At 66.9% G+C, this 23,957-nt stretch carries 22 protein-coding genes; 11 read left to right on the plus strand and 11 right to left on the minus strand.

Annotated elements, in window-relative coordinates; all coding sequences use genetic code 11:
* Positions 1–278: 278 nt before the first annotated feature.
* Both SR870_RS15480 and SR870_RS15485 read left to right on the plus strand, forming a co-directional pair.
* Positions 279–1,481, plus strand: coding sequence for a glycosyltransferase family 4 protein (locus SR870_RS15480; RefSeq protein ID WP_416221086.1), 1,203 nt, complete (start codon positions 279–281; stop codon positions 1,479–1,481).
* Between the two features lie 27 nt (positions 1,482–1,508).
* Complete coding sequence (locus SR870_RS15485) at positions 1,509–3,026, plus strand: hypothetical protein (RefSeq protein ID WP_322514430.1); 1,518 nt, start codon at positions 1,509–1,511, stop codon at positions 3,024–3,026.
* Between the two features lie 14 nt (positions 3,027–3,040).
* On the opposite strand, the gene SR870_RS15490 is transcribed toward SR870_RS15485, so the two are convergent.
* Complete coding sequence (locus SR870_RS15490; protein WP_322514431.1) at positions 3,041–3,400, minus strand: hypothetical protein; 360 nt, start codon at positions 3,398–3,400, stop codon at positions 3,041–3,043.
* Positions 3,401–3,642: 242 nt separating this feature from the next.
* On the opposite strand from SR870_RS15490, the gene SR870_RS15495 reads away from it, so the two are divergent.
* Positions 3,643–4,995 carry a lipopolysaccharide biosynthesis protein gene (locus SR870_RS15495; protein WP_322514432.1) on the plus strand — a complete coding sequence of 451 codons (1,353 nt, stop codon included), beginning with the start codon at positions 3,643–3,645 and terminating at the stop codon, positions 4,993–4,995.
* A gap of 77 nt (positions 4,996–5,072) precedes the next feature.
* Here SR870_RS15495 and SR870_RS15500 read toward each other — a convergent pair whose 3' ends face one another.
* The 3 genes from SR870_RS15500 to SR870_RS15510 are packed head-to-tail and all read right to left on the minus strand — an operon-like array spanning position 5,073 to position 7,908.
* Positions 5,073–5,591, minus strand: coding sequence for a flavin reductase family protein (locus tag SR870_RS15500; RefSeq protein ID WP_322514433.1), 519 nt, complete (start codon positions 5,589–5,591; stop codon positions 5,073–5,075).
* Positions 5,588–6,589 (minus strand): homoserine O-succinyltransferase MetA, encoded by a 1,002-nt coding sequence (gene metA / locus SR870_RS15505; RefSeq protein WP_322514434.1) that lies wholly within the window; start codon positions 6,587–6,589, stop codon positions 5,588–5,590. Before metA ends, SR870_RS15500 begins: the two co-directional genes overlap by 4 nt.
* A 14-nt stretch (positions 6,590–6,603) precedes the next feature.
* Entirely contained in the window at positions 6,604–7,908 is a 1,305-nt protein-coding gene (locus tag SR870_RS15510; RefSeq protein WP_322514435.1) for an O-acetylhomoserine aminocarboxypropyltransferase/cysteine synthase family protein, read from the minus strand.
* A gap of 275 nt (positions 7,909–8,183) precedes the next feature.
* Between SR870_RS15510 and SR870_RS15515 the strand changes: the two genes are divergently transcribed.
* The gene (locus tag SR870_RS15515; RefSeq protein ID WP_416221087.1) at positions 8,184–10,001 is read left to right on the plus strand and encodes a long-chain-acyl-CoA synthetase; all 1,818 of its coding nucleotides are present in this window, start codon (positions 8,184–8,186) and stop codon (positions 9,999–10,001) included.
* A gap of 77 nt (positions 10,002–10,078) precedes the next feature.
* Positions 10,079–10,951: a branched-chain amino acid aminotransferase gene (locus SR870_RS15520; RefSeq protein ID WP_322514437.1), complete on the plus strand. Its 873-nt coding sequence runs from the start codon at positions 10,079–10,081 to the stop codon at positions 10,949–10,951.
* 307 nt (positions 10,952–11,258) lie between these two features.
* Here the strand turns inward: SR870_RS15520 and SR870_RS15525 are convergent, their stop codons facing one another.
* Together SR870_RS15525 and SR870_RS15530 are read right to left on the minus strand one after the other, a co-directional pair.
* Positions 11,259–12,938 (minus strand): thiamine pyrophosphate-binding protein, encoded by a 1,680-nt coding sequence (locus tag SR870_RS15525; protein ID WP_322514438.1) that lies wholly within the window; start codon positions 12,936–12,938, stop codon positions 11,259–11,261.
* A gap of 40 nt (positions 12,939–12,978) precedes the next feature.
* Complete coding sequence (locus tag SR870_RS15530) at positions 12,979–13,854, minus strand: acyl-CoA acyltransferase (RefSeq protein WP_322514439.1); 876 nt, start codon at positions 13,852–13,854, stop codon at positions 12,979–12,981.
* Between the two features lie 106 nt (positions 13,855–13,960).
* Between SR870_RS15530 and SR870_RS15535 the strand changes: the two genes are divergently transcribed.
* Genes SR870_RS15535 through SR870_RS15545 form a run of 3 tightly spaced genes read left to right on the plus strand, consistent with a single transcriptional unit; the run spans position 13,961 to position 16,299 of the window.
* Positions 13,961–14,206 carry an acyl carrier protein gene (locus SR870_RS15535; protein WP_322514440.1) on the plus strand — a complete coding sequence of 82 codons (246 nt, stop codon included), beginning with the start codon at positions 13,961–13,963 and terminating at the stop codon, positions 14,204–14,206.
* Entirely contained in the window at positions 14,193–15,575 is a 1,383-nt protein-coding gene (locus SR870_RS15540) for a fatty acid--CoA ligase family protein (protein WP_322514441.1), read from the plus strand. The genes SR870_RS15535 and SR870_RS15540 overlap by 14 nt, the downstream gene beginning before the upstream one ends.
* Positions 15,568–16,299, plus strand: a complete 732-nt coding sequence (locus tag SR870_RS15545) for an SDR family NAD(P)-dependent oxidoreductase (protein ID WP_322514442.1) — start codon at positions 15,568–15,570, stop codon at positions 16,297–16,299. Before SR870_RS15540 ends, SR870_RS15545 begins: the two co-directional genes overlap by 8 nt.
* Before the next feature lie 222 nt (positions 16,300–16,521).
* Here SR870_RS15545 and SR870_RS15550 read toward each other — a convergent pair whose 3' ends face one another.
* Positions 16,522–17,460, minus strand: a complete 939-nt coding sequence (locus SR870_RS15550; RefSeq protein ID WP_322514443.1) for an amino acid--[acyl-carrier-protein] ligase — start codon at positions 17,458–17,460, stop codon at positions 16,522–16,524.
* Between the two features lie 35 nt (positions 17,461–17,495).
* A complete protein-coding gene (locus SR870_RS15555) occupies positions 17,496–18,713 on the minus strand; it encodes an acyl-CoA dehydrogenase family protein (RefSeq protein ID WP_322514444.1) in 1,218 nt (405 codons plus the stop codon).
* Positions 18,714–19,055: 342 nt separating this feature from the next.
* On the opposite strand from SR870_RS15555, the gene SR870_RS15560 reads away from it, so the two are divergent.
* From SR870_RS15560 to SR870_RS15570, 3 genes are all read left to right on the plus strand, one after another.
* Positions 19,056–19,325, plus strand: coding sequence for a phosphopantetheine-binding protein (locus tag SR870_RS15560; RefSeq protein WP_322514445.1), 270 nt, complete (start codon positions 19,056–19,058; stop codon positions 19,323–19,325).
* Positions 19,326–19,393: 68 nt separating this feature from the next.
* Positions 19,394–19,849, plus strand: coding sequence for a cupin domain-containing protein (locus SR870_RS15565; protein ID WP_322514446.1), 456 nt, complete (start codon positions 19,394–19,396; stop codon positions 19,847–19,849).
* A 479-nt stretch (positions 19,850–20,328) separates the two neighbouring features.
* Positions 20,329–20,913, plus strand: a complete 585-nt coding sequence (locus SR870_RS15570; protein WP_322514447.1) for a DUF2478 domain-containing protein — start codon at positions 20,329–20,331, stop codon at positions 20,911–20,913.
* 260 nt (positions 20,914–21,173) lie between these two features.
* Here the strand turns inward: SR870_RS15570 and SR870_RS15575 are convergent, their stop codons facing one another.
* The 3 genes from SR870_RS15575 to SR870_RS15585 are packed head-to-tail and all read right to left on the minus strand — an operon-like array spanning position 21,174 to position 23,933.
* Positions 21,174–21,470, minus strand: a complete 297-nt coding sequence (locus tag SR870_RS15575) for a ferredoxin family protein (protein ID WP_322514448.1) — start codon at positions 21,468–21,470, stop codon at positions 21,174–21,176.
* A 39-nt stretch (positions 21,471–21,509) separates the two neighbouring features.
* Positions 21,510–22,817 carry an FAD-dependent oxidoreductase gene (locus SR870_RS15580; RefSeq protein WP_322514449.1) on the minus strand — a complete coding sequence of 436 codons (1,308 nt, stop codon included), beginning with the start codon at positions 22,815–22,817 and terminating at the stop codon, positions 21,510–21,512.
* 12 nt (positions 22,818–22,829) lie between these two features.
* On the minus strand, positions 22,830–23,933 hold the full coding sequence (locus SR870_RS15585; RefSeq protein ID WP_322514450.1) for an electron transfer flavoprotein subunit alpha/FixB family protein: 1,104 nt from the start codon (positions 23,931–23,933) through the stop codon (positions 22,830–22,832).
* Positions 23,934–23,957: the final 24 nt, after the last annotated feature.

Consider the following 23,957-nt stretch of genomic DNA (forward strand, 5'->3'; position numbering starts at 1 on the left):
CGCACACTGACTACAAAGTAAAGAACTACGGTTAATCGGCGGTTACGCCTCCGCACAAGAGCACGGAGTTAGCGAAAGGTTAACGCGGCGCCGACGATCATGATCGATCCCACCGGAGACAGATCACACCATTAACCGCTTCCGCCGGAACCGCCCCCCGAAATGCTTGGAAACGTGTAAAAGGCGGACGCGCGCGGCGTACACGCTTCGTTAACCAGCAGCGCGCATGCGGCGACGTCGACAATGAAAACTGAAGCGAGTTGCTGAAAATTTTGGCCATGACGATCACCACGGACGACCGGACCGAACACGCGCGGATTCACGAAGGCGGCGCTGATATCGCGCGACGGCCTGCGCCGGTCGCGGAGGCCGCGCCGGCGCGACGCACGCGCGTGGTCGTGATCCAGACCCAGGCCGAGAACGCCGGCGCCCAGGAGATCTCGCGGCTGGTCGGCGCCGGCCTCGCGGCGCGCGGCTACGACGTCCACAATCTGTTCTTCTTCCGTCAGTCGCGCTCGTTCGACGAGCCGGCGCAGACGACCTACTGCGCGCCGCGCCGGCCGGGCGATCCGCTGTCGTTCCTGCGCTTCCTCGGCGCGCTGCATGCGCGCATCCGGCGGCTTCGCCCCGATATCGTTCTGACCTTCCAGCACTACGGCAATGCGATCGGCGGGGTCGCCGCGCGGCTGGCCGGCCCGGGGCCGGTGATCGCCAATCAGGTGTCGGCGCGGCTGACAATGCCGGCCTGGCTGCGCGGCATCGACCGGATCATGGGCCAGCTCGGAGTCTTCAAGACCATCACGGTCAATTCGCACGACATGCTGCGCGATTATTCGCGCTATCCGGAAAGCTATCGCAAGCGGCTGCAGCACGTTCCGCACGGCTTCGACCAGAAGCACGCGACGCTGAGCAAGGCGGACGCGCGCCGGGAATTCGGACTGAGGCCGGACGCCGTCGTTCTCGGCTCGGCGGCGCGGCTGCATCCGCTCAAGCAGCTCGACGCGGCCGTGCGCGTGCTGGCGCAACGGCCGGACTGGACGCTCGCTCTCGCCGGCCAGGGCCCCGACGAAGCACGACTACGCGACATCGCCGACGGCCTCGGCGTCGCCGACCGCGTGCATTTCGTCGGCGAGATCTCTCCCGAGCAGGTCGCGAACTTCCTGGCGTGCCTGGACGTCTTCGTGTTTCCGTCGCTCGCCGAGACCTTCGGCCTCGCCGCGGTCGAGGCCGCCCACGCCGGCGTGCCGGTGGTCGCCAACGATCTGCCGGTGCTGCGCGAAGTGCTGTCGGTCGAGGGCGAACCGGCGGCGCTGTTCGTCGATGCGTCGGACCCGGCCGCGATGTCGAACGCGGTCGCCCGGGTGCTCGACGACGACGCGCTCAGCGCGCGACTTCGCCGCGCCGGCGACGGGCTGAAGTCGCGCTACTCGGTCGACGCCATGGTGGACGAATATGTTCGCCTCATCGAGGACGCGACGTGACCCGGCATCGGAGCGGAGGAACGCGCCGTGATCGTTGAGCTCCGTTTCGACGACCAGCGCCCGCGCCGGTGGATGCGCCATCTGATCGCGCTGCTCGGCTCCGATCAGCGCAAACTTCAGATCGCCTGGGTGCGGACCGATGCGCGCCGGGCGGCCGGGCTCGAATCGCTGCTCGAGATCGAACGGATGCTGCTGCGGCGCGGCCGGCCGTGCGGCGCGGATGCCGATCCGGCGCTGAAGAGCGAAGGCCCGCCGCCGCAGAGCGCCGACATCGTGATCGACTTCACCGCGATGCCGCGGGATTCGTCGCGTGCGGCGCAACTCTATCTCCGGCCGCTGTTCGAGGGCGCCGCCGGCGAGGACGCCGCGCTGGCCGCAATTCTCGGCGACGATCTGCCGCTGATCGAAATTCTCGACGAGGTCAGCGGCGCGATCGTGTGGTCCGGCAAACCCTCAGCGGAGACCGCCGACGGCCTCGGCGGCGCGCTCGACACCGTGATGGCGCGAACCGCGACCTTGCTGAAGGGCGTGATCGAATGCGGGCCGCGCACGACCGCGCCACCCAAATCCGCTCGACGGCGCAGCCTGCGAACGCCCTCCGCCTATGTTCTGCGCGGCCTCGCGGCACATCTCGTCAGGCGCATCTACCGGCTGTGCTGCTATTCCCCGCACTGGCGGATCGGATGGCGCAACACCGACGATGCCGGCATCTGGGCTTCCGCCGATCTCTCCGGCCCGGCCTGGCGCGCGGTGCCGAGCCCCGGCAACCGGTTCTACGCCGACCCGTTTCCGATCACCTGGAAGGGCCGCACCTTCGTGTTCTTCGAAGATCTCGACCATCGCGTCGGCAAGGGCACCATCGCGGCGATCGAATTCGGAGACGACGGGCCGATCGGCACGGCGATCCCCGTGCTCGAGGAGCCCTGGCACCTGTCCTATCCGTTCCTGATCGTCCACGACGACGAATTGTGGATGATCCCCGAAAGCAGCGCCAAGCACGAGGTGAACATCTACAAATGCGTGCGGTTTCCGGATCGCTGGGAGCGGCAGGCGACATTGCTGTCGGGCGTCGAACTCGCCGACGCGACGATCGTGCAGCACGACGGGCTTCACTACATGTTCGGCGCGACGCGCGACGGCGCCGGCGGCTATTCGGACACGCTGTCGATCTACTATGCGGACAATCTGTTCGGGCGCTGGACGCCGCACGCGCAACGGCCGGTGCTGGTCGATCGCGCCGCCACGCGGCCGGGAGGGCATTTCGTCCAACGCAACGGCCGGCTGTGGCGGCCGGTGCAGGATTGCACCAACGGCTACGGCGGCGCGCTCGGTCTCGCCGAAATCACCGCATTGTCGCCGACGGATTTCGCCCAGACCGTGCACCACACCATCTCGCCCGGGCCGCGCTGGCCGGGCCGCAAGCTGCACACGCTGAATCGATGCGGGCGGCTCGAACTGATCGACGGCACCATCATCCAGCCGAAGATCGAAGCGCTACGGCTGCCCGACAAGCTCGGCACCGTGGCCGACGCCCAAAGCCGCTGAGGCTGCATAGCGCGTCAATGCCGCGGCATCCACCGCACCATCAGCCAGCCGGCGATCAGCCCGACGGTGCCGCCGGACAGCTTCACGCCGGCATCGAACAGGCGGCCGTGCCGCGAGGGCTCCAGGACCTGGAGGATTTCGAACAGCATCGCCGCGCCGAGCACGATCGCGGCGGCGAACAGGATGTAACGCGGATAGGCCGCGGCGAACAAACCGCCGACCACGGCGAACGCGAGAAATCGCTCGATCGAGGGCGGCCAACCCGTCGTCGGCCGAAGACCGAGCGGACTGAGCGTCGCCATCGCGATGAACGCCAGGCTGAGCCACGCCGCTCCGCGCAGCACAGTTGCGTACCTTACCGAAAGTTCAGTCATCAAGTCCTCGTCGCATCGGATCGTGTATGGTTAACAAGTCGAGAATTCCGCCATTGCTAAGCGAACTGGAACCACGGCTCAGTCTTAACCTCACACGCAAATATCATTTCGAATTTTCACGATCGGTCCCCAGATAGGGTAAGTTACCGTCATACGCCAGAGCGCCGGCGCATAAGGTAGACCGGCAATCCGGCGAACGCGCGGCATCCGTACCAGTATCGCACCGACCAGGTTGAGTGAGAGTGAAGTTCAGCGTCGCGATCGGCAAGGTCATCCAGCTTCGCAACGACTCGACGGTTCGCGCGATGTCCGGCGCGTTCGCGTTGCGCGTCGCGATCACGGTGGTGAATCTGGCGCTGGTGACGCTCGCGGCGCGGATGCTGAGCAGGCACGATTTCGGCACCTACTCGATGCTGTTCAGCGCAGCCGGCCTGCTCAGCGTAATCGCGACATTCGGCCAGCAGATCTTCGTGATGCGCTCGTGGAGCGAATTCGGCGCCGCCGGCGACGAGGGGATGCTGAAAGGCGCGATGACATTCAGCGCGCTCGCCTGCTTCGCCGGCGTCGCGATGATCGGTCTGCCGTTCTATTTCTGGTTCGCCGCGGAGCACGATACGACGCTGGCGCTGTCGGCCACGCTCTATCTGGTGTCCTACTCGCTGATGCTGACCTCGGCGCACGTCACGCGCAGCGCAGTCGGGGTCGGCGTCGGCGACGGCCTCACCTATCTGCTGGTGGCGGCGTGCCCGATCTCCTATCTGATCGGATGCTATCTGCTCGGCGCTCCGATCGAGATCTATCGAATTTTCCTGGCGATGGCAGGCGCGTCCGCCTTCACGGTGCTGGTGCAGATGATCCTGCTGCGACGCAGGGTCCGGACGAAATTCCCGGCGCTCGGCCGCTCGCGCGCGAGCTTCGATCTCCGGACATGGATCACCCGCTCGGCCAAGCTGTGGGTGTCCGGCGGGCTGGAAGCCGCCAATCAATATGCCGACGTCGTGATCATCGGCTATCTGACGACGCCGTCGATCGCCGGCGCGTATTTCGTGACGACGCGAATCGCCAACGCCTTCGCAATGGCGACCGGCGCGGTCTACATCTTCTCGACCCGGCATATTCCGCATCTGTACTACAATCAGCAGCACCGGCAACTCGACAGCCTGCTCGACTCGGTCGCATTGGTGACGCTGACCATCGTGGTCGGCGGCCTGCTGGTGGTGCTCGGCGGCGGACACTGGATTCTGTACGCCTTCAACCCCGACTACGTCTCGTATTACGGCATGCTGGCGCTGCTCACCGCGGGAACGGCCGCCGTCGCGGCCACCGGCCCGTCGGGCTCGATCCTGATGCTGACGGGGCACGAAGGCCGCTATCTCGCGATCATCGGCGGCACGGTGCTGATGCGCGCGGTCGGCTTCTTCGTGCTGATCCCGATGTTCGGCATTCCCGGCGCCGTGGCGGCGACCACGATCTCGTTCGTCACCATGGCGGTGCTGCTGCGCAGCTCCGCCATCAGCACCACCGGAATCGACGGCTCGGTGCTGCGGCTGCTGACGCGGCTGCGGCGCGGCCCGGTGTCGCTGCGCCCGGAATGAGCCGGAGCGGCGGCGGCTTTTGGTTCTGAAGAGATTGCATCGGCCCGAGGCGGGGCGCGGGCGCGGCGTGACGGCGGCTACTCGCCGCCGATGTCGAGATAGCCGCCGCGCCAATACACCAGCGCCTGCGCGCCGTCGCCGAGCTGCACCGCGTCGACCCGGCCGATCACCAGCGCGTGGCTGTTCCAGTCGATGATGCTGTCGACCGTGCAGTCGATCGCCGCCAACGCATCGCTCAGCAGCGGCGCGCCGGTCACCAGTTCGATCCAGTCGCCGCTGTCGTATCGTTCCGCGCCGCGGACGCCGTGGCGGCCGGCGAAGCGATCAGCCAGCTCGCGATGGCCGGCCGCGAGGATATTGACGCCGAACGTCCCCTGATCGCGCAGCACCGGCATGATCGAACAGCTCCGGTTGATGCAGACGATCAGCGACGGCGGCTCGACCGAGAGCGAACTCACCGACGTCACGGTGACGCCGTTGCGCTCCGCGCCCTGCCCGCTGGTGACGATGCCGACGCCGCCGGCGAGATGCCGCATCGCCGCCTTGAAGCCGTCGGCGGCGGACGCGCGATGCAGCGAGGCGGGCCGGACGTTCATGATCGGCCTGCGAGGGAATCGAGCCAGTTGCGGAAGATCGTCGTCGCGGCGGCCTCGATGTCGTCGGCGATTCCGGCGCGCAGCGCCAAATGCGGCAGCCTGGAGATCAGCGCCGGATCGCGCCCGGCCTCGGCTTCGACGCGCAACGCGTTCAGCGCGGCCTCGGTTTCGATATCGAAGTAATCGACCGGAATTTCCGGATAGGCGTCGCGCTCGCCGGTGAGGAAGCGGCCGATGTCGCGCAGATACTCGCGCTGCAGCGAGGCGACGTCATATTCGGGGTGGCCCTGGAAGAACACGAAACGGCTGCGCCCGCGGCGCACGAAGACGTCGACGCCCGCATCGCGCGCCTGCGTCAGCACCTCGTAGCCGCTCGCGGCGAGCCGGTCCGCCGGCAGGTCGTTCAGGCGCGAATGCGGCACCTTCATCGGCGCCAGCAGACCGGCCAGCAGCGGATCGTCCTGCAATCGCTCGCCCGCATAGATGCCGGAGCATTTCTTCGGCAATCGCTGCCGCTCGATGCCGTCGAGATGCAGCACCGCCGCGTGCGCGGCGAGGCACGACCAGATCGTCGAGCGGGTGTTGGCCTCGGCCCAGTCGACCAGCGCGCGCATCTCGTCCCAATACGGCTCCTCGCGCAGCGTGGCGGCGCGCGGCTCGGCCCCGGTCACGATCAGGCCGTCGAGCTTGGTGTGGCCGAGGTCGGCGATGCCGGCATAGAGGCTGTCGATGCGGTGACGCGCCGCCGGCGAGCGCTGCACCGAGGGCAGCGAGAAGCAGTGCAGCCGCACCGGACGATCGCCCGCGCCCACCTCGAGCAGGCGCGCGAACTGCCGCTCGGTAGCGCGCAGCGCAGCGTCGCTCATATTGTTGACGAGACCGATCTCGATCGCCGCGGGACGTTCGGAGCCGCCGCGTTGTCCGCCGCCGTCGTTCCGGCCGAGCGGGACCAGCGTCGGGCTGTCGATCGGATCGACGTTGTCGAACAGCAGGGACACGCCGCCTCGCCGCACTATTCCGCCGCGATCAGTTGCGTTCGCCGGCCGCCGGCCTGCGCCAGCGCCTGATCGAGGTCGGCGATGATGTCGGAGATGTGCTCGATGCCGATCGACAGCCGGATCGTCTCCGGCAGCACGCCGGCGATGCGCTGCTGCTCGGCGGACATCTGCCGATGCGTGGTCGATGCCGGGTGGCAGGCGAGCGATTTGGCGTCGCCGATATTGACCAGCCGGGTGATCAGTTTCAGCGAATCGTAGAACGTCTTGCCGGCCTCGAGGCCGCCTGCGATGCCGAAGGTGAACAGCGACGACGCCCGGCCGCCGAGATATTTCTGCACCAGCTCGTAATACGGGCTGTCCGGAAATCCGGTGTAGTTCACCCATTCCACGCGCGGGTCGTCGCGCAGGAATTCCGCCACCTTGCGGGCGTTCTCGACATGGCGCTCCATCCGCAGCGCCACCGTCTCGATGCCCTGCAGCAGCAGGAACGCGTTGAACGGCGACAGCACCGAGCCCATCGTGCGCTGATAGATGCTGCGGGCGCGCTCGATATAGGCGGTCGGGCCGAACCGCTCGGCATAGACCATGCCGTGATAGGAATGATCGGGCTGGTTGAACGCCGGGAAGCGCTGCGGCTGCGCCGCCCAGTCGAACCGGCCGCTGTCGACGATGATGCCGCCGAGCGTGGTGCCGTGGCCGCCGAGGAACTTGGTCAGCGAATGCACCACGATGTCGGCGCCGTAGTCGAACGGCTTCAGCAGGATCGGCGTCGCCACCGTGTTGTCGACGATCAGCGGCACGCCGTGCCGATGCGCCACCTCGGCGATGCGCTCGATGTCGCAGACATTGCCGGCGGGGTTGCCGATGGTCTCGCAGAACACCGCGCGGGTGTTCTCGTCGATCAGCCGCTCGATCGCGTCGGGCTGGTCGCTGTCGGCGAAGCGGCCGTGGATGCCCTGGCGCGGCAGGATGTGCGACAGCAGCGTGTGCGTGGTGCCGTAGAGCTGCGGCACCGAGACGATGTTGCCGCCGTGATCGGCGACGTTGACGAACGCGTAGTGCAGCGCCGCCTGGCCGCTGGCGACGGCGAGCGCGCCGACGCCGCCCTCGAGCTCGGCGACGCGCTTCTCCAGCACGGCGCTGGTCGGGTTGGCGATCCGCGAATAGCGATAGCCTTCGGTCTCGAGATTGAACAGAGCGGCGCCGTGATCGGCGCTGTCGAACGCGTAGGAGGCGGTCTGATAGATCGGGACCGCGACCGCCTTGGTGGTCGGATCGGGATCGTAGCCGGCGTGAATGGCAATCGTCTCGCTACGCATGGGCTCACCTCCGCATTGCCGAGGCTGCGACTTCTCGCGCAGTCCGTGGGCGTCGTCTTTGCTAGAGCGGAGATCTTTAATCGACAACAAATTTCGAAAATGACGACAAACTAACCCTAATTTCAGATGATAAATCGATGACAATTTGAATCGAATCCGACGCATCGGAGTTCGTTTACCTTGCCGACGCTTTGTGCTCGCCCCGACACTCGATCTTCGATCGCATTCGCGTAAGTTGCGTCGACAATTTTCTCGATGTTGTCGGGCTCGCGTTGATGAATTTCCAAGCAAGACCTGCGATGGCGGACACGGTGCCGGAGGCGCGCGCGAAGCCTTCCGTCGCCAAGAGCTGGCTGCGGGCGATCGAGATGACGTCGCGGATCGAGACCGAACCGCGACGGCTGCTCGCATCCGTGATCGACGAATGGGCCGCCCGCGCGCCGGAGCAGCCGGCGGTCGTGTCGGATCGCGAATCCTTCAGCTACGCGGCGCTGGCGCAACGCGTCGACCGCTACGCGCGCTGGGCGCTGGCGAACGGAATCGGGATCGGCGACGTGGTGTGCCTGCTGATGCCGAACCGGCCGGACACGCTGGCGGCCTGGCTCGGCATCACCAAGGTCGGCGGCGTCGCGGCGCTGATCAACACCCAGCTCGTCGGCGCCTCGCTGGCGCATTGCATCGAGGTCGCGCAGCCGACCCACATCATCGTCGGCGACGTACTGGCGGACGCCTTCGCGAGTGCCCGAGGGCAGCTCGCATCGAGCCCACGCGTATGGACGCATGGCGGCGGCGACGAAGGTTCGATCGACCACGCGCTCGCCTCGCTCGACGGCGGCCCGCTGGCGCCGCACGAACGGCGCGACGTCTCGATCGAGCATCTGGCGCTGCTGATCTACACCTCCGGCACCACCGGGCTGCCGAAGGCCGCCCGCGTCACGCATCGCCGGGTGATGAGCTGGGCCGGCTGGTTCGCAGGGCTCACCGACGCCGGGCCCGACGACCGGATGTACAATTGCCTGCCGATCTATCACAGCGTGGGCGGCGTGGTCGCCACCGGCAGCATGCTGATGGCCGGCGGCTCGGTGGTGATCGCCGAGAAATTCTCGGCAAGCCGGTTCTGGGACGATATCGTCCGCTGGGACTGCACGCTGTTTCAATATATCGGCGAGCTCTGCCGCTATCTGCTGCAGGCGCCGCCGTCGGCGCGCGACACCGGCCACCGGCTGCGGCTGGCTTGCGGCAACGGGCTGCGCGGCGACATCTGGGAGGCGTTCCAGGACCGCTTCGCGATCCCACGCATTCTCGAATTCTACGCCTCCACCGAAGGCAATTTCTCGCTCTACAATGTCGAGGGCAAGCCCGGCGCGATCGGCCGGATTCCGTCGTTTCTGGCGCATCGCTTTCCGGCCGCGATCGTCAGGTTCGACGTCGTCACCGGGCTTCCGCTTCGCGGCGACGACGGGCTGTGCATCCGCTGCGCGCGCAATGAGCCGGGCGAAGCGATCGGCCGGATCGGCGAGGCCGCCGCCAGCGGCGGCCGGTTCGAGGGTTACACCAGCGACGCCGAAAGCGACAACAAGGTGCTACGCGACGTGTTCGCCAAGGGCGACGCCTGGTTTCGCACCGGCGATCTGATGATGCTCGACGACAAGGGCTTCTTCCATTTCGTCGACCGCATCGGCGACACCTTCCGCTGGAAGGGCGAGAACGTCGCGGCCAGCGAAGTCGCCGAAGTGATCACGAGTTGCCCGGGCGTGATCGACGCCAGCGTCTATGGCGTGAGCGTGCCGCAGCACGACGGCCGCGCCGGCATGGCCGCGGTGGTGGTCGACGAGCGGTTCGATATCGACGCGCTGCATCGCCATCTGGCGGATCGGCTGCCGTCTTATGCGCGCCCACTGTTCGTGCGGCTCCGCCCGGCGCTGGAGATCACCGGCACCTTCAAGCAGAACAAGCAGGATCTGATCCGCGACGGATTCGATCCACGCGTGGTCAACGATCCGCTCTATGTCGGCGCGGCGCAGACCGCGCGCTACGTCGCGCTCGGCGCCGACCTGCACCGCCGCATCGCCGCAGGCGAGCTGCGGCTCTGAGGCCCGCGCCCGACGAGCAGGAACGTTGGAATGAGTTTTCAGGCGCGGCTCGACCGCTCGAACGATGGATCAGCACGATGACTCCGGCACCCGCACCGATCAGCTTCTCCAGGACCTGGACCTTCTTCGAAGGCGACTGGCACGACGGCAACGTGCCGATCATGGGGCCGCGCACCCACGCGGCCTGGCTCGGCTCGATGGTGTTCGACGGCGCCCGCGCCTTCGAAGGCGTGACGCCCGATCTCGACCGCCACATCGCGCGGGTCAATTGGTCGGCGACCAATTTCAAGCTCAAGGCGATGATCGACGAAGAGACCTGGCACGGCCTGGTGCAGGACGGGCTGAAGCGGTTCGACGCCGACGCCGAACTCTACATCCGGCCGATGTACTGGCCGCAGACCGGCGCCGGCGGCGGCGTGCTGTTCGATCCGGAGACGACCAACTGGTGCCTGTGCATCTACGAAGCGCCGATGCCGAAGCCGACCGGGCTGTCGATCACGCTGTCGCCGTTCCGCAAGCCGAGCGCCGATTGCGCCGTGGTGGACGCCAAGGCCGGTTGCCTCTATCCGAACAATTCGCGGGCGATGATCGAGGCGCAGAGCCGCGGCTTCGGCAATTGCCTGATGCGCGACATGCTGGGCAACATCGCCGAGCTCGGCAATTCCAACATCTTCATGGCGAAGGACGGCGTGGTCTACACGCCGGCCCCGAACGGCACGTTCCTCAACGGCGTGACGCGACAGCGGGTGATCGAACTGCTGCGCGGCGACGGCGTCACCGTGGTCGAATCGACGCTGACCTATCGCGACTTCGAGACCGCGGACGAAATCTTCGCCTCGGGCAATTTCGCCAAGGTGCAACCGATCGTGAAGATCGACGACCGCGCGCTGCAGCCGGGGCCGATGTTCGCCAAAGCGCGCAAGCTGTATTGGGAGTTCGCGCACGGGTGAGCGCCGCAAGCGTCATCCACGCGCGCTGGAAGCGTCATCCTGAGGAGCGAGCGTAGCGAGCCTCGAAGGATGCGGCGACGGAGTGAGCGGCTCATCCTTCGAGGCCCGCCGCGCCGCGCAGAGCGCGGACCACTCAATGCACGGGTCATTCCGGGGCGCGCCGAAGGCGCGAACCCGGAATCCGGAGCTGTTCATCCGCCGTGCCGACCCACCTCGGGATTCCGGGTTCGCTCACGGCGTGAGCGCCCCGGAATGACGCATGAGAGGACTGGGTGAGTCCGCTCGATGGTGGCGAACAGGCCGTCCGTCACGCCTTCGCCAGCGCCGCCTCGCGGATGCCGGACAGCGTGGCGCCGGGCAGAATCGCGTCGGGGTCGATCTTCAGATGGATGATCGACGGCAGGCCCGAGGCGCGCGCCGCCGTGAACGCCGCCGGAAAATCCGAGGTCTTCTCGACATTGGCGCCGAAGCCGCCGAAGGCGCGCGCATAGGCGGCGAAATCCGGATTGTGCAGCTCGGTGGCGGCGACGCGGCCCGGAAACTCGCGCTCCTGATGCATCCGGATGGTGCCGTACATGCCGTTGTCGCAGACCACCACGACGATCGGCAGCCGATACTGCACGGCGATGGCGAATTCCTGCCCGCTCATCAGGAAGTCGCCGTCGCCATTGACCGACAGCACCAGCCGTTCCGGATACAGCCGCTGCATCGCGATCGCGGCCGGCATGCCGTAGCCCATCGAGGCCGAGGTCGGCGCGACGTGCGTCATGTAGTTGCGGAAGCGATAGAACCGGTGAATCCAAGACGCGTAGTTGCCGGCGCCGTTGCACAGGATGGTGTCGGCCGGCACGTTGTCGCGCAGCCAAGTCATCACCTCGCCGAGATTGACGTCGCCGGGTTGCGGCGTCGCGGTCTCGGTCCAGGCGAGATAGTCGGCATGCGCCGCGTCGGCGGCCTCCTGCCATTCCGGTCGCGCGACGATGTCGAGTTTCGCCAACGCCGCGACGAAGCGCGCCGGCGAGGCGTGGATCGCGAGCTGCGGGCGATACACCCGGCCGAGCTCCTCGGCGCCGGGATGGATATGCACCAGCTTCGTCAGCGGCGCGGGGCTGTCGAGCAGCGCATAGCCCTGCGACGGGATTTCGCCGAGCCGCCCGCCGATCAGCACCAGCAGATCGGCCGCCCGGGCGCGCGCCACCAGCTTCGGATTGGGCCCGAGCCCGAGGTCGCCGGCGTAGCGCGGATGCAGCGGATCGAACAGCGTGCCGCGACGATAGCTGGTCGCGACCGGCAGCCCGGTGCGTGTCGCGATCCGCTCGATCTGCTCGCGCGCCTTCAGGCTCCAGCGGCTGCCGCCGAGCACGATCAGCGGCCGCTCCGCGCCGGCGAGCAGCGCCGCCAGCTCTTCCATCTCCTCGTCGCCGGGCGAGGTTTCGACCGGCCTGAACGCCGGCGCATTGGCCACCGTGACGCGCTCGCTCAGCACGTCCTTCGGCAGCGCGATCACCACCGGCCCCGGCCGGCCGCTGGTCGCGGTGTAGAACGCACGCGACACCAGCTCGGTGACGCGATCGGGATCGTCGATCTCGGTGGTCCATTTCGTCATGCTGCCGAACACGGCGCGATAGTCCAGTTCCTGAAACGCCTCGCGCTCCTTGACGCCGCGCTCGACCTGGCCGACGAACATGATCATCGGCGTCGAGTCCTGCCGTGCGACGTGGATGCCCGCCGACGCATTGGTGGCCCCCGGGCCGCGGGTGACGAAGCACACGCCCGGCTGCCCGGTGACCTTGCCGATCGCCTCCGCCATCATCGCCGCGCCGCCCTCGTGGCGGCAGACCGTGATGGTGATGTCGCGATCGCGCAGCGCGTTCAGCACCGGCAGGAAGCTCTCGCCCGGCACGCAGAACACGTGCCTGACACCGTTGATCACCAGTTGATCGACCAGCGCCTCGGCGGCAGTGCGGCTCTTGAGCGGTTGATGCATGGCGTTTCCCTGTGTTCTCGTTGCGGCGCCCGGCTTCGGGTCAGGGCCCGTAGAGCACGAGCTCGGTCTCGGTGAGGTCGGCGAGCCGCGGCGGGTTCGGGCCCTTGAAGTATTTGCGTCCACGCGTCTCGGTGTAGATGCCGGTCAGTCCCGCGACCGGGCCGTTGGCGTCGACCACCACCAGCGGCCGGCCGCGCCGGATCAGGAAGCCGCCGAGCGCGCGCGCGCAGCGCACGAAATCGGCGATGTCGCGGCAATACACCAGTTGCATCGCCGGCATCGGAAACCGGCCGCTCTTCATCCGCTTCGGCAGCATGATGAACGGGATCGCCTCGCCGCCGATCCGGCACACCAGCGACAGACAGCCGTAATCGGCGTGGCTGCGCAGCCGGTCGAGCTCGGCCTCGGGCAGGCCTGCGACGGCGGCCGTCGCGCCGGTCACCACTTCGACCGTCATGCCGCGCTCGCCGCGCGACAGCAGCGGCACCGAGAACAACATGCCGCTGCAATAGCGGCGGAATCCTTGCGCCTCGATGATCGGCCAGGTGTTGGCGGCCGGCGAGATGTTGATGTAGGTGACGTGCTTGTGCTTCTGCGCCATCGACGTCAGCAGCGTCGCATAGTTGCGGAATTCCGGCGCGACGTACCAGCTCGATACGTTGCAGCGGATGTTCGGCTCGCCGGCCTCGATCCGTTGCGTGTAGAGCAGCAGCAGCACGCCGACCGGCCGCCCGTCGCTTTCGAGCAAATAACCGTATTGCGGGCATCCGGGCGGAACTTCGCGTTCACCCTGCCGGTGCAGGCCGCGCAGCCAGTAATCGCGCGTGCGGCCGGCGAAACCGCACGTCAGCAACTCCGAAACGGCTTCGATATCCGCCTCGACGATCTCGCGGCAGCGAACTTTGCGGGCATCCATCGTCGTTTACCAATCGACCCGATTTGACGGCTCGGCACGTAGATTCAATTCATCTTTGAGCCATATGGTAGTTGTCTCACGGATCGAACAGGAAGGCGAAATATCGATGTCTGTACGGTTAACGATTGTCACGATGATGCGGGAGATCGCCGCTGAGCAGAATCGCAAGCTGCCGGAGCTGACGGACGATCTCGTACTACACCAGTCCGGCTTCGATTCGCTGTGCTTCGCCATCCTGGTCGCACGGCTGGAAGACCAGCTCGGCATCGATCCGTTCACCGCCGCCGACGACGCGATCTTTCCGGTGACGCTGGGCGACTTCATCGAGGCCTACGAGAATGTCCCGGCGTGAACCCGTTGCGCTGCGCAACTATCTCGCAGCCGGCCCGAGCGACCGCACGCTCTCGGACCCGACCGACAGCGTAGCGCTGGCGGAGATCGCGCACGGCACCGCGCTCGGCGGACGGCTGCCGGAGCTGGCGGGCCGCTCCGTGGTGCTGTCGCTGTCGACGCAACTGATCAGCGGCATCGCGATGATCGAGCTCGACGGCGTCGCGCGCCGCATGCTGTTGTGCCCGCCCGATTTCGACATGAAGCATGCGCCGTCGCTGATCGCCGACGCGCAGGTCGACGCCGTCGTCACCGACGATCCGGCGCGCTGGGGAAATCTCGGCGTCGAGCTGATCGTCACCGCCGCTTTGCCGCTGCGGCCTGCCGCGCCGATCGAACTCACGCACGCCACCCAATGGCTGATGCTGACCTCCGGCACCACCGGCGCGCCGAAGATCGTGGCGCATACGCTGGCGGCGCTGACCGGCGCGATCGTCGCCGACGGCCCCGCACAAGGCGCGCCGCCGACCTGGGCGACGTTCTACGACATCCGCCGTTATGGCGGGCTGCAGATCTTCCTCCGCGCCGTGCTCGGCGGCGGCTCGATGGTGCTGTCCTCCCCCGGCGAGGCGATCGTGGATCATCTCGCACGGCTCGCCGCGCGCGGCGTCACGCATATTTCCGGCACGCCGTCGCATTGGCGCAAGGCGCTGATGAGCGCCGCGCTGGCGTCGTTCAGCCCGGACTACGTCCGGCTGTCCGGCGAGATCGCCGATCAGGCGGTGCTCGACAGCCTGCGCCGCGCCTTCCCGAGCGCCTCGATCGGCCATGCTTACGCCTCCACCGAGGCCGGCGTCGGCTTCGCCGTCAATGACGGCCGCGAGGGCTTTCCCGCCGCGATGATCGGCGCCGGCCCCAATGGCGTCGACATGCAGGTGATCGACGGCTCGCTGCGGATCCGGTCCGGGCGCACCGCGCATACTTATGTCGGGCGCAGCGCGCCGATGCTGACCGATTCCGACGGCTTCGTCGACACCGGCGACATGGTCGAACTGCGCGACGATCGTTATTACTTCGTCGGCCGGCGCGACGGCATCATCAATGTCGGCGGCCTCAAGGTGCATCCGGAGGAAGTCGAGGCCGTGATCAACCGCCACCCCGCGGTGCGGATGTCGCGGATTCGCGCGCGGCGCAGCCCGATCACCGGCGCGCTGGTGGTCGCCGACGTGATGCTGGCGAGCGTCTCCGATTCCGGCCGCACCGGCGAGATCCGCGACGCGATCCTCGCCGACTGCAAGGCGTCGCTGCCGCCCCACAAGGTCCCGGCGATGGTGAACTTCGTCCAGCAGCTCGACGTCACCGCCTCCGGCAAGCTGGCCCGCCATGCGTAAGGTGGTGGTCACCGGCGGCAGCCGCGGCATCGGGCTTTCGATCGCGCAGCGGCTCGCCGCGGCCGGCTACGGCGTCGTCGCCGTGGCGCGGCGGGAGAGCGAGGAACTAAGCGCGGCGATCGCCGCCGCCGCGCCCGGCCCCGGCGCGATCCATTTCAAGGCGTTCGATCTCGGCGAGATCGACGCCATTCCGGATTTCGTCAAGCGCCTGCGGCAGGAGTTCGGCTCGATCTACGGGCTGATCAACAACGCCGGGATCGGCACCGAAGGCGTGCTGGCGACGATGCACAACACGCAGATCGAGGCGCTGATCCGCATCAACGTCACCTCGCCGATCGTGCTGACCAAATACGTCGTCCGCCAGATGATGGCCGACGGCGGCGGCCGCATCGTCAACATGTCGTCGATCATCGGCTCGACCGGCTACAACGGCCTGTCGGTCTACGGCGCCACCAAGGCGGCCACCCTCGGCTTCACCCGCTCGCTCGCCCGCGAAGTCGGGCGGCTCGGCATCACCGTCAACGCGATCGCGCCGGGCTTCATCGACACCGAACTGACCAAGGGCCTCGCCGGCGACGGCCGCGACAAGATCGCGGGCCGCAGCGCGCTCCGCCGCCTGCCCGAGGTCGACGACGTCGCCCGCATGGTAGAGTACCTGCTCGGCGACGGCGGCCGCAACATCACCGGCGCGGTGCAGACCATCGACGCCGGGAACACGGCGTAGTCCCGGGGCGGTTCACCCCCCGTCGTCATTCCGGGGCGCGTAGCACAGCTACGCGAACCCGGAATCCCGAGATGTTCTGCTCGTGTCGGATTCCGGGTTCACGCAGCTTCGCTGCGTGCCCCGGAATGACAAGGGAGAGGGTTTGCTTGCGGCGAGATTCCGGGTTCGCGCTTCGCGCGCCCCGGAATGACAAACGCTGAGACCGAGGCTCAATCCGCGGACTTACAGCGCCGGCATCTCCCGCACGCCCGCCGGCCACGCCGCCGTGTCGATCCCATGCGTCGCGAACAGCGCCACCGCGAGACGATCCATGCCGAAGGCGACGCAGCCGGTGTGGGCGGGCTGGCCGGCGACATCGTCGATGCCCCAGGTGACGCCGAAATGCTCGCGGTGATAGTTGAAGCTCATGCAGGCGGTCGGCTGGTCTTCCGAGCGCAGCGGCACCAGCAGTTCGAATTTCAGCGCCTGCTGCTGCTGGCTGATCGCCTTCATCTGGCCGACGCGGCCGAAGAACGGATCGGAGGCGGTGTCGACGCGGAAGGCGAGGCCGAGGTCGCGGGCGATCGCCTGCGCCTTGCCCATCCAGCGCTCGCGGAAATCGGCGACGTCCTGCGACGTGCCGATGCAGACATATTCGCGCATCCGGAACGATTGCAGCCGGTCGAGATGCTTCGACGGTTCGCGGCGGAAACAATCGGCGGCGACGTCGAAGCGCAGACCGCCGGCCGGCAGCGGGCCGCGGCTCGCGGCGATCGGATACACCGGATAGCAGGCCGCCGGCGACAGCACCAGATCGGCCGGCGACAGCGAACTGGTCCAGTCACCGCCGGCGTCGAACCGGCTCACCGCCGCGTTGATCTCCTGCTCGCTGCCGTGCAGACCGCAGACGCAGCCGAGCAGATTCGGGAAGCTCTTCAGATAGCCGGACTTCTCGAGCTGAGCGCGGCTCATCACCGGCGGAAACCGCATCACTTCGGTGCCGGCCTCGCGATGCCGCGAGATCAGCGCCGCGAGCTTCTCGACCACGCCCTCGTACAGCGCGGTGCGGGCATAGACGCCGTCGGCGCCCATGCGATGGAACAGCTGCTCGGCGAGATGATCGAGCGCATCGACAGGCTTCGCTTCGGCTTGGGACGGAACCTTGCGGATCGCGACGTTCATGAGGTGGCCTCCTCGAAAGATCGGTGACGGTGCGTTCAGTCGCGCAGGCTCGCCGGCACCGCGCTCATCAGGCTGGCGGTGGCGATATTGGCGAGGATGCGGTCGTTGTTGATCATCAGCGGCGCCGACAGCACGTCGCGCAGATGCCGACCGATGGTGAAATCGCCGTCGTTGCGATAGCCGGACAGGCCGCAGGCGCGCAGCGCGCTCATCACCGTCGCCACCGCGAGATCGGAGGCCTCGACCTTCAGCAGGTTGATCGCCGACTGGAATTCCAGCGAGCCGAGGCCGCGTTCGTCGTATTCGTGCGCCGCATAGGCGTCGAGATTGGCGGCGATCAGCGCGCGCAGCTTCAGCAGCGACATCTTCGCGCCGTTGTAGTGCGTAGCACCCGGCGGCATCTGGCCGCCCGCGCCGCGCGCCGCTTTGCGGATGAAGCCTTGCGCCCGCTCGACCGAGGCCGCCGCGATGCCGGCCCAGGCCGACGACCACGACAGATGCGCGACCGGCGTCATGGTCTGCGCGTGAATGCGTTCATACGGCTCGGCGAACACCTGGGCGGCGAGGCCATTGGCCTTCAGTTCGAAGCCGGCGCTGCAGGTGCCGCGCATGCCGAGGGTTTCCCAGCCCAGCGTCGGCGTCAGCGTGTAGTCGTCCCTGGTGAACACCACCAGCACCTGATCCGACGCAGCCGCCTCGGAGGCCCGCCGCGCGATCGTCATCACGCCGTCGGCTTCGGCGCCGTAGGAAATCACCGTGGCGTTGCGGACCAGCGATACGCCGGCGTCGGTCACCTCGATCGCCGCGGCGCTGGCGCGGATGTTGCCGCCGTTGTTGCCTTCGGTGGTCGACGACGCCAGCAGCATCTGTTCGGCGGCGATCCGTCGCATCAACTGCTCGTGCCAGTCGCCGCCGCGGCCGTGCCGCACCAGGCACGCAACCTTGGTTTGATGCATCGCGACGATCATCGCGGTGGAGGCGCAGGCGCGTCCCAGCGCGTAGCACATCTCGGTGACGTCGTGGATGGTCGCGCCCTCGCCGCCGAATTCGACCGGAATCTGCGCGCCCAGCAGGCCATGCGCCTTCGCCGCGTCGATCGCCGCGCGCGGAAACCGCGATTGTTTGTCGACGCTATCGGCATCGGCGGCCGCGATCGCGGCGACCTGTGCCACGCGCTGCGACAGCGGGACGGTTTCGCGCCGGAATGGAACGGTCGCGGCATTGCGGACGCTGTTGTCTGTGATGATCGCCATGACGTCGGTCGCTCCTCGGGGCCTTGGACGGGCTCGATCGCGACGGCGCTGATGGTTCGCGCCTCTGTTGGTCGGCGATCGCGGCTGCAAGCTATGGGAGGGCGGCCGCGCCCGTCGAGAACTATCAAAGTGAATCAATTTGGATTCGAATCCGACGGTTAATCCGGGATTGCACCAATAGGCGCAATTCTCCGGTTTCCCGTTAGCGTTAAAATTCGAATCGTCGCGGCCGGCAATCCGCCGCGATTGTTTCCGCTAATTTTCTGCGCTTACATCTCGAATGAAACACGATGCACCGCGACGACGCGCGGCGCCGACACCAACAACGATCAGGAGGTTGCGATGCAGGGCACGGACGCCACGGTTCAGAACAGGATCCTCGCGCTGGTCGAGTCGATCCTCGCGCAGAATGCGATGCCCGGCGGCGTGAAGCCCGATACGCGCCTCGCCGACGCCGGCCTCACCTCGATGGAAATGGTGAACCTGATGCTCGGCGTCGAAGCCCTGTTCGACATGACGCTGCCGCAGTCGGATATCACGCCCGAGAATTTCACATCGGTCGAGACCATCGAGCGCCTCGTGCTTTCGCGTCTGCAGATGCAGGCGGCCTGATCGCGCCGGCGCCGGATGCAGATCGATCAGCACAGTCAACGTAGCACATCCCACCAGGAGTCGACCCGATGTCCACGAACCTGATCCTCACCTCCAAGACCGATGTCGAACTGAAGCCGGCTCCGATCGAGCCGTCCTGGATCATCGAGGGCAATCCGACCGCGACCAACGCGACGCTGTCGCGCAGCGCCGACGGCATGGCCTCGACGATCATCTGGCAGTGCACCGAAGGCAGGTTCGACTGGCACTACGACATCGACGAGACCATCTGCATTCTCGAAGGCTCGGTGGTGATCGAAAGCGAAGGCATGCCGGCGACCCGCTACGGGCCGGGCGACGTGATCTTCTTCAAGGACGGCGCCAGCGCGCGCTGGCACGTCGAGGGCCACGTCCGCAAAATCGCGTTCTGCCGCCGAACCCAGCCGAAGCTGGTCGGATTAGCGGTCCGCGCATTCGCCAAGCTGCGCTCGCTGCTGCTGCCGTCGAGCCAGCGCCCGGTGCAGTCGCTACTCGGCGCCAACTAAGCGTTTCATCTATTGCTTGAAGCCATAGGGCCGTTGCCAGTTCACTGACTCCTCATGCTGAGAGTCTGGCCGAACAATGCAGCCAATGAAGTCAGGCAATCTTGCTTCAACGTCATGCCCGGCCTTGTGCCGGGCATCCACGTCCTGCAGCGGAAGCCGCAAAGATAGGCGTGGATGGCCGGGACAAGCCCGGCCATGACGGAGTGAATTGCGAATTGAACAACGTGCAAGCGGCACCTTCGCAGGCTGAGGATACGCATCGACGACGGGCGGGCGCAGATGATGCGGCCCGCTCTGGTCGTAGCTGCGAGGATCAGCAAGCCGCCGCCGCCGCGCGCGATCAGCACGCTATCGCACCGATGGTCGCCGCCGGCCGGTCCGCGGCCGGGCGCGACTGGGATTGATTTGCCGCAAAGCCCGGCGCTGCCCTTTCTGACATTCTACTATGCGAAAGTCGTATTGGGGAACAGCGGGCAGCGATGGGGTTCACTCTCGGCAGGACTGGCAGGCCGTCGATTCTCGCGGTCGTGTATTCGGATGGCGCGGCTGCCTGCCGCATGATCTCGGACCTCGGCTATCGGCTGCGGAGCGCGGGCGTCGCCGTCGCCGGGATCGTCCCGTATCACGCGACGCGCGACAGCGTCCCGCGCTGCGACATGGAGGTCGAGGAACTGGCCTCGCGGATCATCCTGCAACTCGCCGAAGACCAGACGCCGCAATCGAGCGGTTGCCGGGTCGATCCGCTGGCGATCCAGGACGCCGCCGCGCTGATATCGGCCGCGTTTCAGAAGTGCCCGGAACTGCTGATCGTCAACAAGTTCGGCCAGCTCGAGGCCGACGGCGGCGGGCTCGGCGACGCGATCACCGAGGCGGTCGAACTCGGCATCCCGGTGCTGGTCGGCGTGCCGGAGCGCCGGCTCGAGCGCTGGCGGGAATTCACCAACGGGCTCGCCGAAGAGGCGATGATCGACTCGCCGCGGGTGCAGCAATGGCTGGCGCGGCGCGGCTTAGCGTCCCAGCGCAGCCGCATCGGCGCGCCGCTGGCCCTCAACTCGGCCGCCTGATTGATTGAAGCGATATGGCCCCTGCCACATGGGATGACTCCTCATCCTGAGGAGCCCGGCGAAGCCGGGCGTCTCGAAGGATGATGCCAAGGTGCCTTGCGGCGCATGGTTCGAGACGGCGCTGCGCGCCTCCTCACCATGAGGCTGTGCTGTGGTGAGCTGCTCGGAATGCCCGTGCTGATTCCATCGGAAACAGAACGGCTCTCACGGGAAAGAAACGTCGATGGCCGGGACGAGCCCGGCCATGACGGAATGAAGGATCAGCCGAACTTGAACAGCACGCCGTAGCCGCCGCGCGGGTAGTTCCATTCGATGTCGCCGTTGCCTTCGGCGATCACCCGGCAGGTGCCGCATTCGACGCAGCCGTCGGGCGTTACCTCGACCTGGCCGTTGGTGTTCAGCTCGTAGCAATGCGCCGGACACACCTTGATCAGCGCCAGCAATTCCGCCGACGGCTTGGTGTGCGGCTTCACCTTGATGTGAGCGTTGCCGACGTCGACCAGATAGCGGTTCTGGAACAGCTTGTCTTCGACTCGGATCGGGGCTTCCACCGTCATTGTCTCGCTCTCCGCGTTTGAGTTCGTCGCTGTCGTCGACTATCGCCACGCCCGCGCGAAGCGGAAGGCGTCGCCGAACAGGCCGGTCCAGGATCGTGCCGACACGAACGACTTGATGGTGACCTTCTCCTTGTCGACCTTGGGCGTGCCGTCGACCCGCACGAAGTTCTGCAGCGCCTTGTTGATGAGCTGCGGATAGGTCAGGAAGAAGTTCTGCGACTGGATGTGCAGCAGATCCGGCATATCCTTGTACTTCTTCAGATCCTTGATGACGAAGCTGTCGTCCAGCATCTTCTTGTAGAGCGCGAGATTTTCCTTGGTCATCGGATCCTTGCGCGACTTGACCTGGAAGATCGCCTCGCCGGCGATCCGGCCGGAGGTCATCGCCAGATTGGAGCCCTCGCGATGCAGCGCGTTGTTGAGCTGCGCCGCGTCGCCGACCACCACCCAGCCGTCGCCATAGAGCTGCGGGATCGCCTTGTAGCCGCCCTCGGGAATGAGGTGGCCGGCATATTCCTTGACCTCGGAGCCTTCGATCAGCGGCGCGATCGAGGGATGCTTCTTGAAGCGTTCGAGCAGATCGTAGGGCGTCTCGCCGGTCTTCTGGAAATCCGCCACCAGGCAGCCGATGCCGACCGAAACCGATTCCTTGTTGGCGTAGACGAAGCCCATCCCGGTCATGCCGCGGGAGATCGTGCCCGCCGCCTCGATCACCACGCCCTCGTCGCCCTTCAGATTGAATCGCGCCTCAATGGTCTCGCGCGGCAGGAAGTGCATTTCCTTCACGGCGAGCGCGACGTTGTCCGGCGCCGGCCGGTCGCGTAGCTCCGCCTTGGTGCCGAGCAGGCCGTTGACGCCCTCCGCCAGCACGACGACGTCGGCATGGACCTCGCCGCCCTCGCGGTCGGTGATCACGCCGATCACCTTGCCGTAGGCGTCCTTGACCAGTTCCTTGACGGTGGTCTCGCACAGCACGATGGCGCCGGCTTCCTGCGCCTGGCCGGAGAACCATTTGTCGAACTGCGCGCGGATGATGGTGTAGCGGTTCGGCTTCTCTTCGTTGAAGTCGTCCGAGCGATAATGCAGCCCGGTATGCGAGCGCTCGTCCATCATCCAGAACCGCTGCTCGACCAGATGACGCTCGAGCGGCGCATCCTCGCGGAAGTTCGGCACCAGCTTCTCCAGCATGTCGGCGTAGAGAATCGCGCCCTGGACGTTTTTCGAGCCGGGATATTCACCGCGCTCGATCTGCAGCACCTTCATGCCGCGTTTGGCCATCGTCAGCGCGGCGGCGTTTCCGGCCATGCCGGCGCCGACCACGATCGCGTCGAAACGTTCCTCGATCATGGCGAACTCCTGTTAGCTTGCGATGCGATCGCGGGTGTGCGGCGACAGCCGCTTGCGGAATGCTTCGGTCAGCGCCGGCAACAGCCGGATCGCGTCGGTGACGATCGCCAGATGCGCGAAGTCGAAGATCGGCGCGTTCTTGTCGGTGTTGATGGCGACGATCAGGTCGGCGCCGTCGACGCCGACGCGATGCTGGATCGCGCCGGAAATGCCCGCCGCGATGTAGAGCTTCGGCCGGATGGTCTTGCCGGTCTGGCCGATCTGGCGGTCGGCCGAGACCCAGCCCTTCTGCACCAGCGGCCGCGAGCAGCCATACTCGGCGCCGAGCACGCCGGCGAGTTGGCGCACCAGCTGGAAGTTCTCCATCGAGTTGAGGCCCATGCCGCCGGCGACGACGATGTCGGCGTAGGCCAGGTTCGAGGTCGCCTTGTCGCGATCCGGCACGAACGCCAGGATCTTGGTGACGATGTCGTCCTCGACCATGCCGAGCGGGAATTCGATGATGCGGCCGACCGGCTTCTCGACGCGCTCCGGCATCTCCATCACGCGCGGCCGAACGGTCGCCATCTGCGGCCGGAAGTTCAGCGTGTAGATCGTGCACAGCAGCGAACCGCCGAAGGTCGGCCGGGTCGCGGCGAGCGAATTGTCGGCGTCGACCTCGAGCTCGGTGCAGTCGGCGGTGAGGCCGGTCAGCAGCGTGGTGGCGACGGCGCCGGCGAGGTCGCGGCCGAGCGTAGTGGCGCCGAGCAGCAGGATCTCGGGCTTGTAGGTGTTGACCAGATCGGTCAGCGCCTTGGTGTAGGACTCGTTGCGATAGTCGGTGAGCACGTCGTCGGCGACGATGTAGGCGAGATCGGCGCCGTAGCAGAACGCCTCCGCGGCCGCCGCGCTGGTCGCCTCGCCGGCCGGGCCGATCACCACCGCGGCGAGTTCGACGCCGAGCTTGTCGGCGAGACGGCGGCCGGAGCCCATCAGCTCCCAGGACACCGGATGGACGTGGCCGCGCTCCTGCTCGACGAACACCCAGACGTGCTTGTACTGCTTGAAATGTTCGGACAGCTCTTTCTTGGCGTTGGCGCGTCCGGCGGGCGGGGCAGGCTTTGCTGGCTGGCTCATGAGACTGCTTTCAAATGGGTGTTG

This window comes from Rhodopseudomonas palustris (assembly GCF_034479375.1).
In the GTDB taxonomy this organism is placed as follows: domain Bacteria; phylum Pseudomonadota; class Alphaproteobacteria; order Rhizobiales; family Xanthobacteraceae; genus Rhodopseudomonas; species Rhodopseudomonas palustris_M.

What these genes read in the sequence shown, in the direction of transcription:
- SR870_RS15545 (WP_322514442.1), top strand. Translation starts at nt 15,568, where the DNA reads ATGCGTAAGGTGGTGGTCACCGGCGGCAGCCGCGGCATCGGGCTTTCG.
- SR870_RS15540 (WP_322514441.1), top strand. Translation starts at nt 14,193, where the DNA reads ATGTCCCGGCGTGAACCCGTTGCGCTGCGCAACTATCTCGCAGCCGGC.
- SR870_RS15560 (WP_322514445.1), top strand. Translation starts at nt 19,056, where the DNA reads ATGCAGGGCACGGACGCCACGGTTCAGAACAGGATCCTCGCGCTGGTC.
- SR870_RS15575 (WP_322514448.1), bottom strand. Translation starts at nt 21,470, where the DNA reads ATGACGGTGGAAGCCCCGATCCGAGTCGAAGACAAGCTGTTCCAGAAC.
- SR870_RS15530 (WP_322514439.1), bottom strand. Translation starts at nt 13,854, where the DNA reads ATGGATGCCCGCAAAGTTCGCTGCCGCGAGATCGTCGAGGCGGATATC.
- SR870_RS15585 (WP_322514450.1), bottom strand. Translation starts at nt 23,933, where the DNA reads ATGAGCCAGCCAGCAAAGCCTGCCCCGCCCGCCGGACGCGCCAACGCC.
- SR870_RS15580 (WP_322514449.1), bottom strand. Translation starts at nt 22,817, where the DNA reads ATGATCGAGGAACGTTTCGACGCGATCGTGGTCGGCGCCGGCATGGCC.
- SR870_RS15570 (WP_322514447.1), top strand. Translation starts at nt 20,329, where the DNA reads ATGGGGTTCACTCTCGGCAGGACTGGCAGGCCGTCGATTCTCGCGGTC.
- SR870_RS15550 (WP_322514443.1), bottom strand. Translation starts at nt 17,460, where the DNA reads ATGAACGTCGCGATCCGCAAGGTTCCGTCCCAAGCCGAAGCGAAGCCT.
- SR870_RS15555 (WP_322514444.1), bottom strand. Translation starts at nt 18,713, where the DNA reads ATGGCGATCATCACAGACAACAGCGTCCGCAATGCCGCGACCGTTCCA.
- SR870_RS15480 (WP_416221086.1), top strand. Translation starts at nt 279, where the DNA reads ATGACGATCACCACGGACGACCGGACCGAACACGCGCGGATTCACGAA.
- SR870_RS15510 (WP_322514435.1), bottom strand. Translation starts at nt 7,908, where the DNA reads ATGCGTAGCGAGACGATTGCCATTCACGCCGGCTACGATCCCGATCCG.
- SR870_RS15535 (WP_322514440.1), top strand. Translation starts at nt 13,961, where the DNA reads ATGTCTGTACGGTTAACGATTGTCACGATGATGCGGGAGATCGCCGCT.
- SR870_RS15565 (WP_322514446.1), top strand. Translation starts at nt 19,394, where the DNA reads ATGTCCACGAACCTGATCCTCACCTCCAAGACCGATGTCGAACTGAAG.
- SR870_RS15520 (WP_322514437.1), top strand. Translation starts at nt 10,079, where the DNA reads ATGACTCCGGCACCCGCACCGATCAGCTTCTCCAGGACCTGGACCTTC.
- SR870_RS15525 (WP_322514438.1), bottom strand. Translation starts at nt 12,938, where the DNA reads ATGCATCAACCGCTCAAGAGCCGCACTGCCGCCGAGGCGCTGGTCGAT.
- SR870_RS15515 (WP_416221087.1), top strand. Translation starts at nt 8,184, where the DNA reads ATGAATTTCCAAGCAAGACCTGCGATGGCGGACACGGTGCCGGAGGCG.
- SR870_RS15500 (WP_322514433.1), bottom strand. Translation starts at nt 5,591, where the DNA reads ATGAACGTCCGGCCCGCCTCGCTGCATCGCGCGTCCGCCGCCGACGGC.
- SR870_RS15490 (WP_322514431.1), bottom strand. Translation starts at nt 3,400, where the DNA reads ATGACTGAACTTTCGGTAAGGTACGCAACTGTGCTGCGCGGAGCGGCG.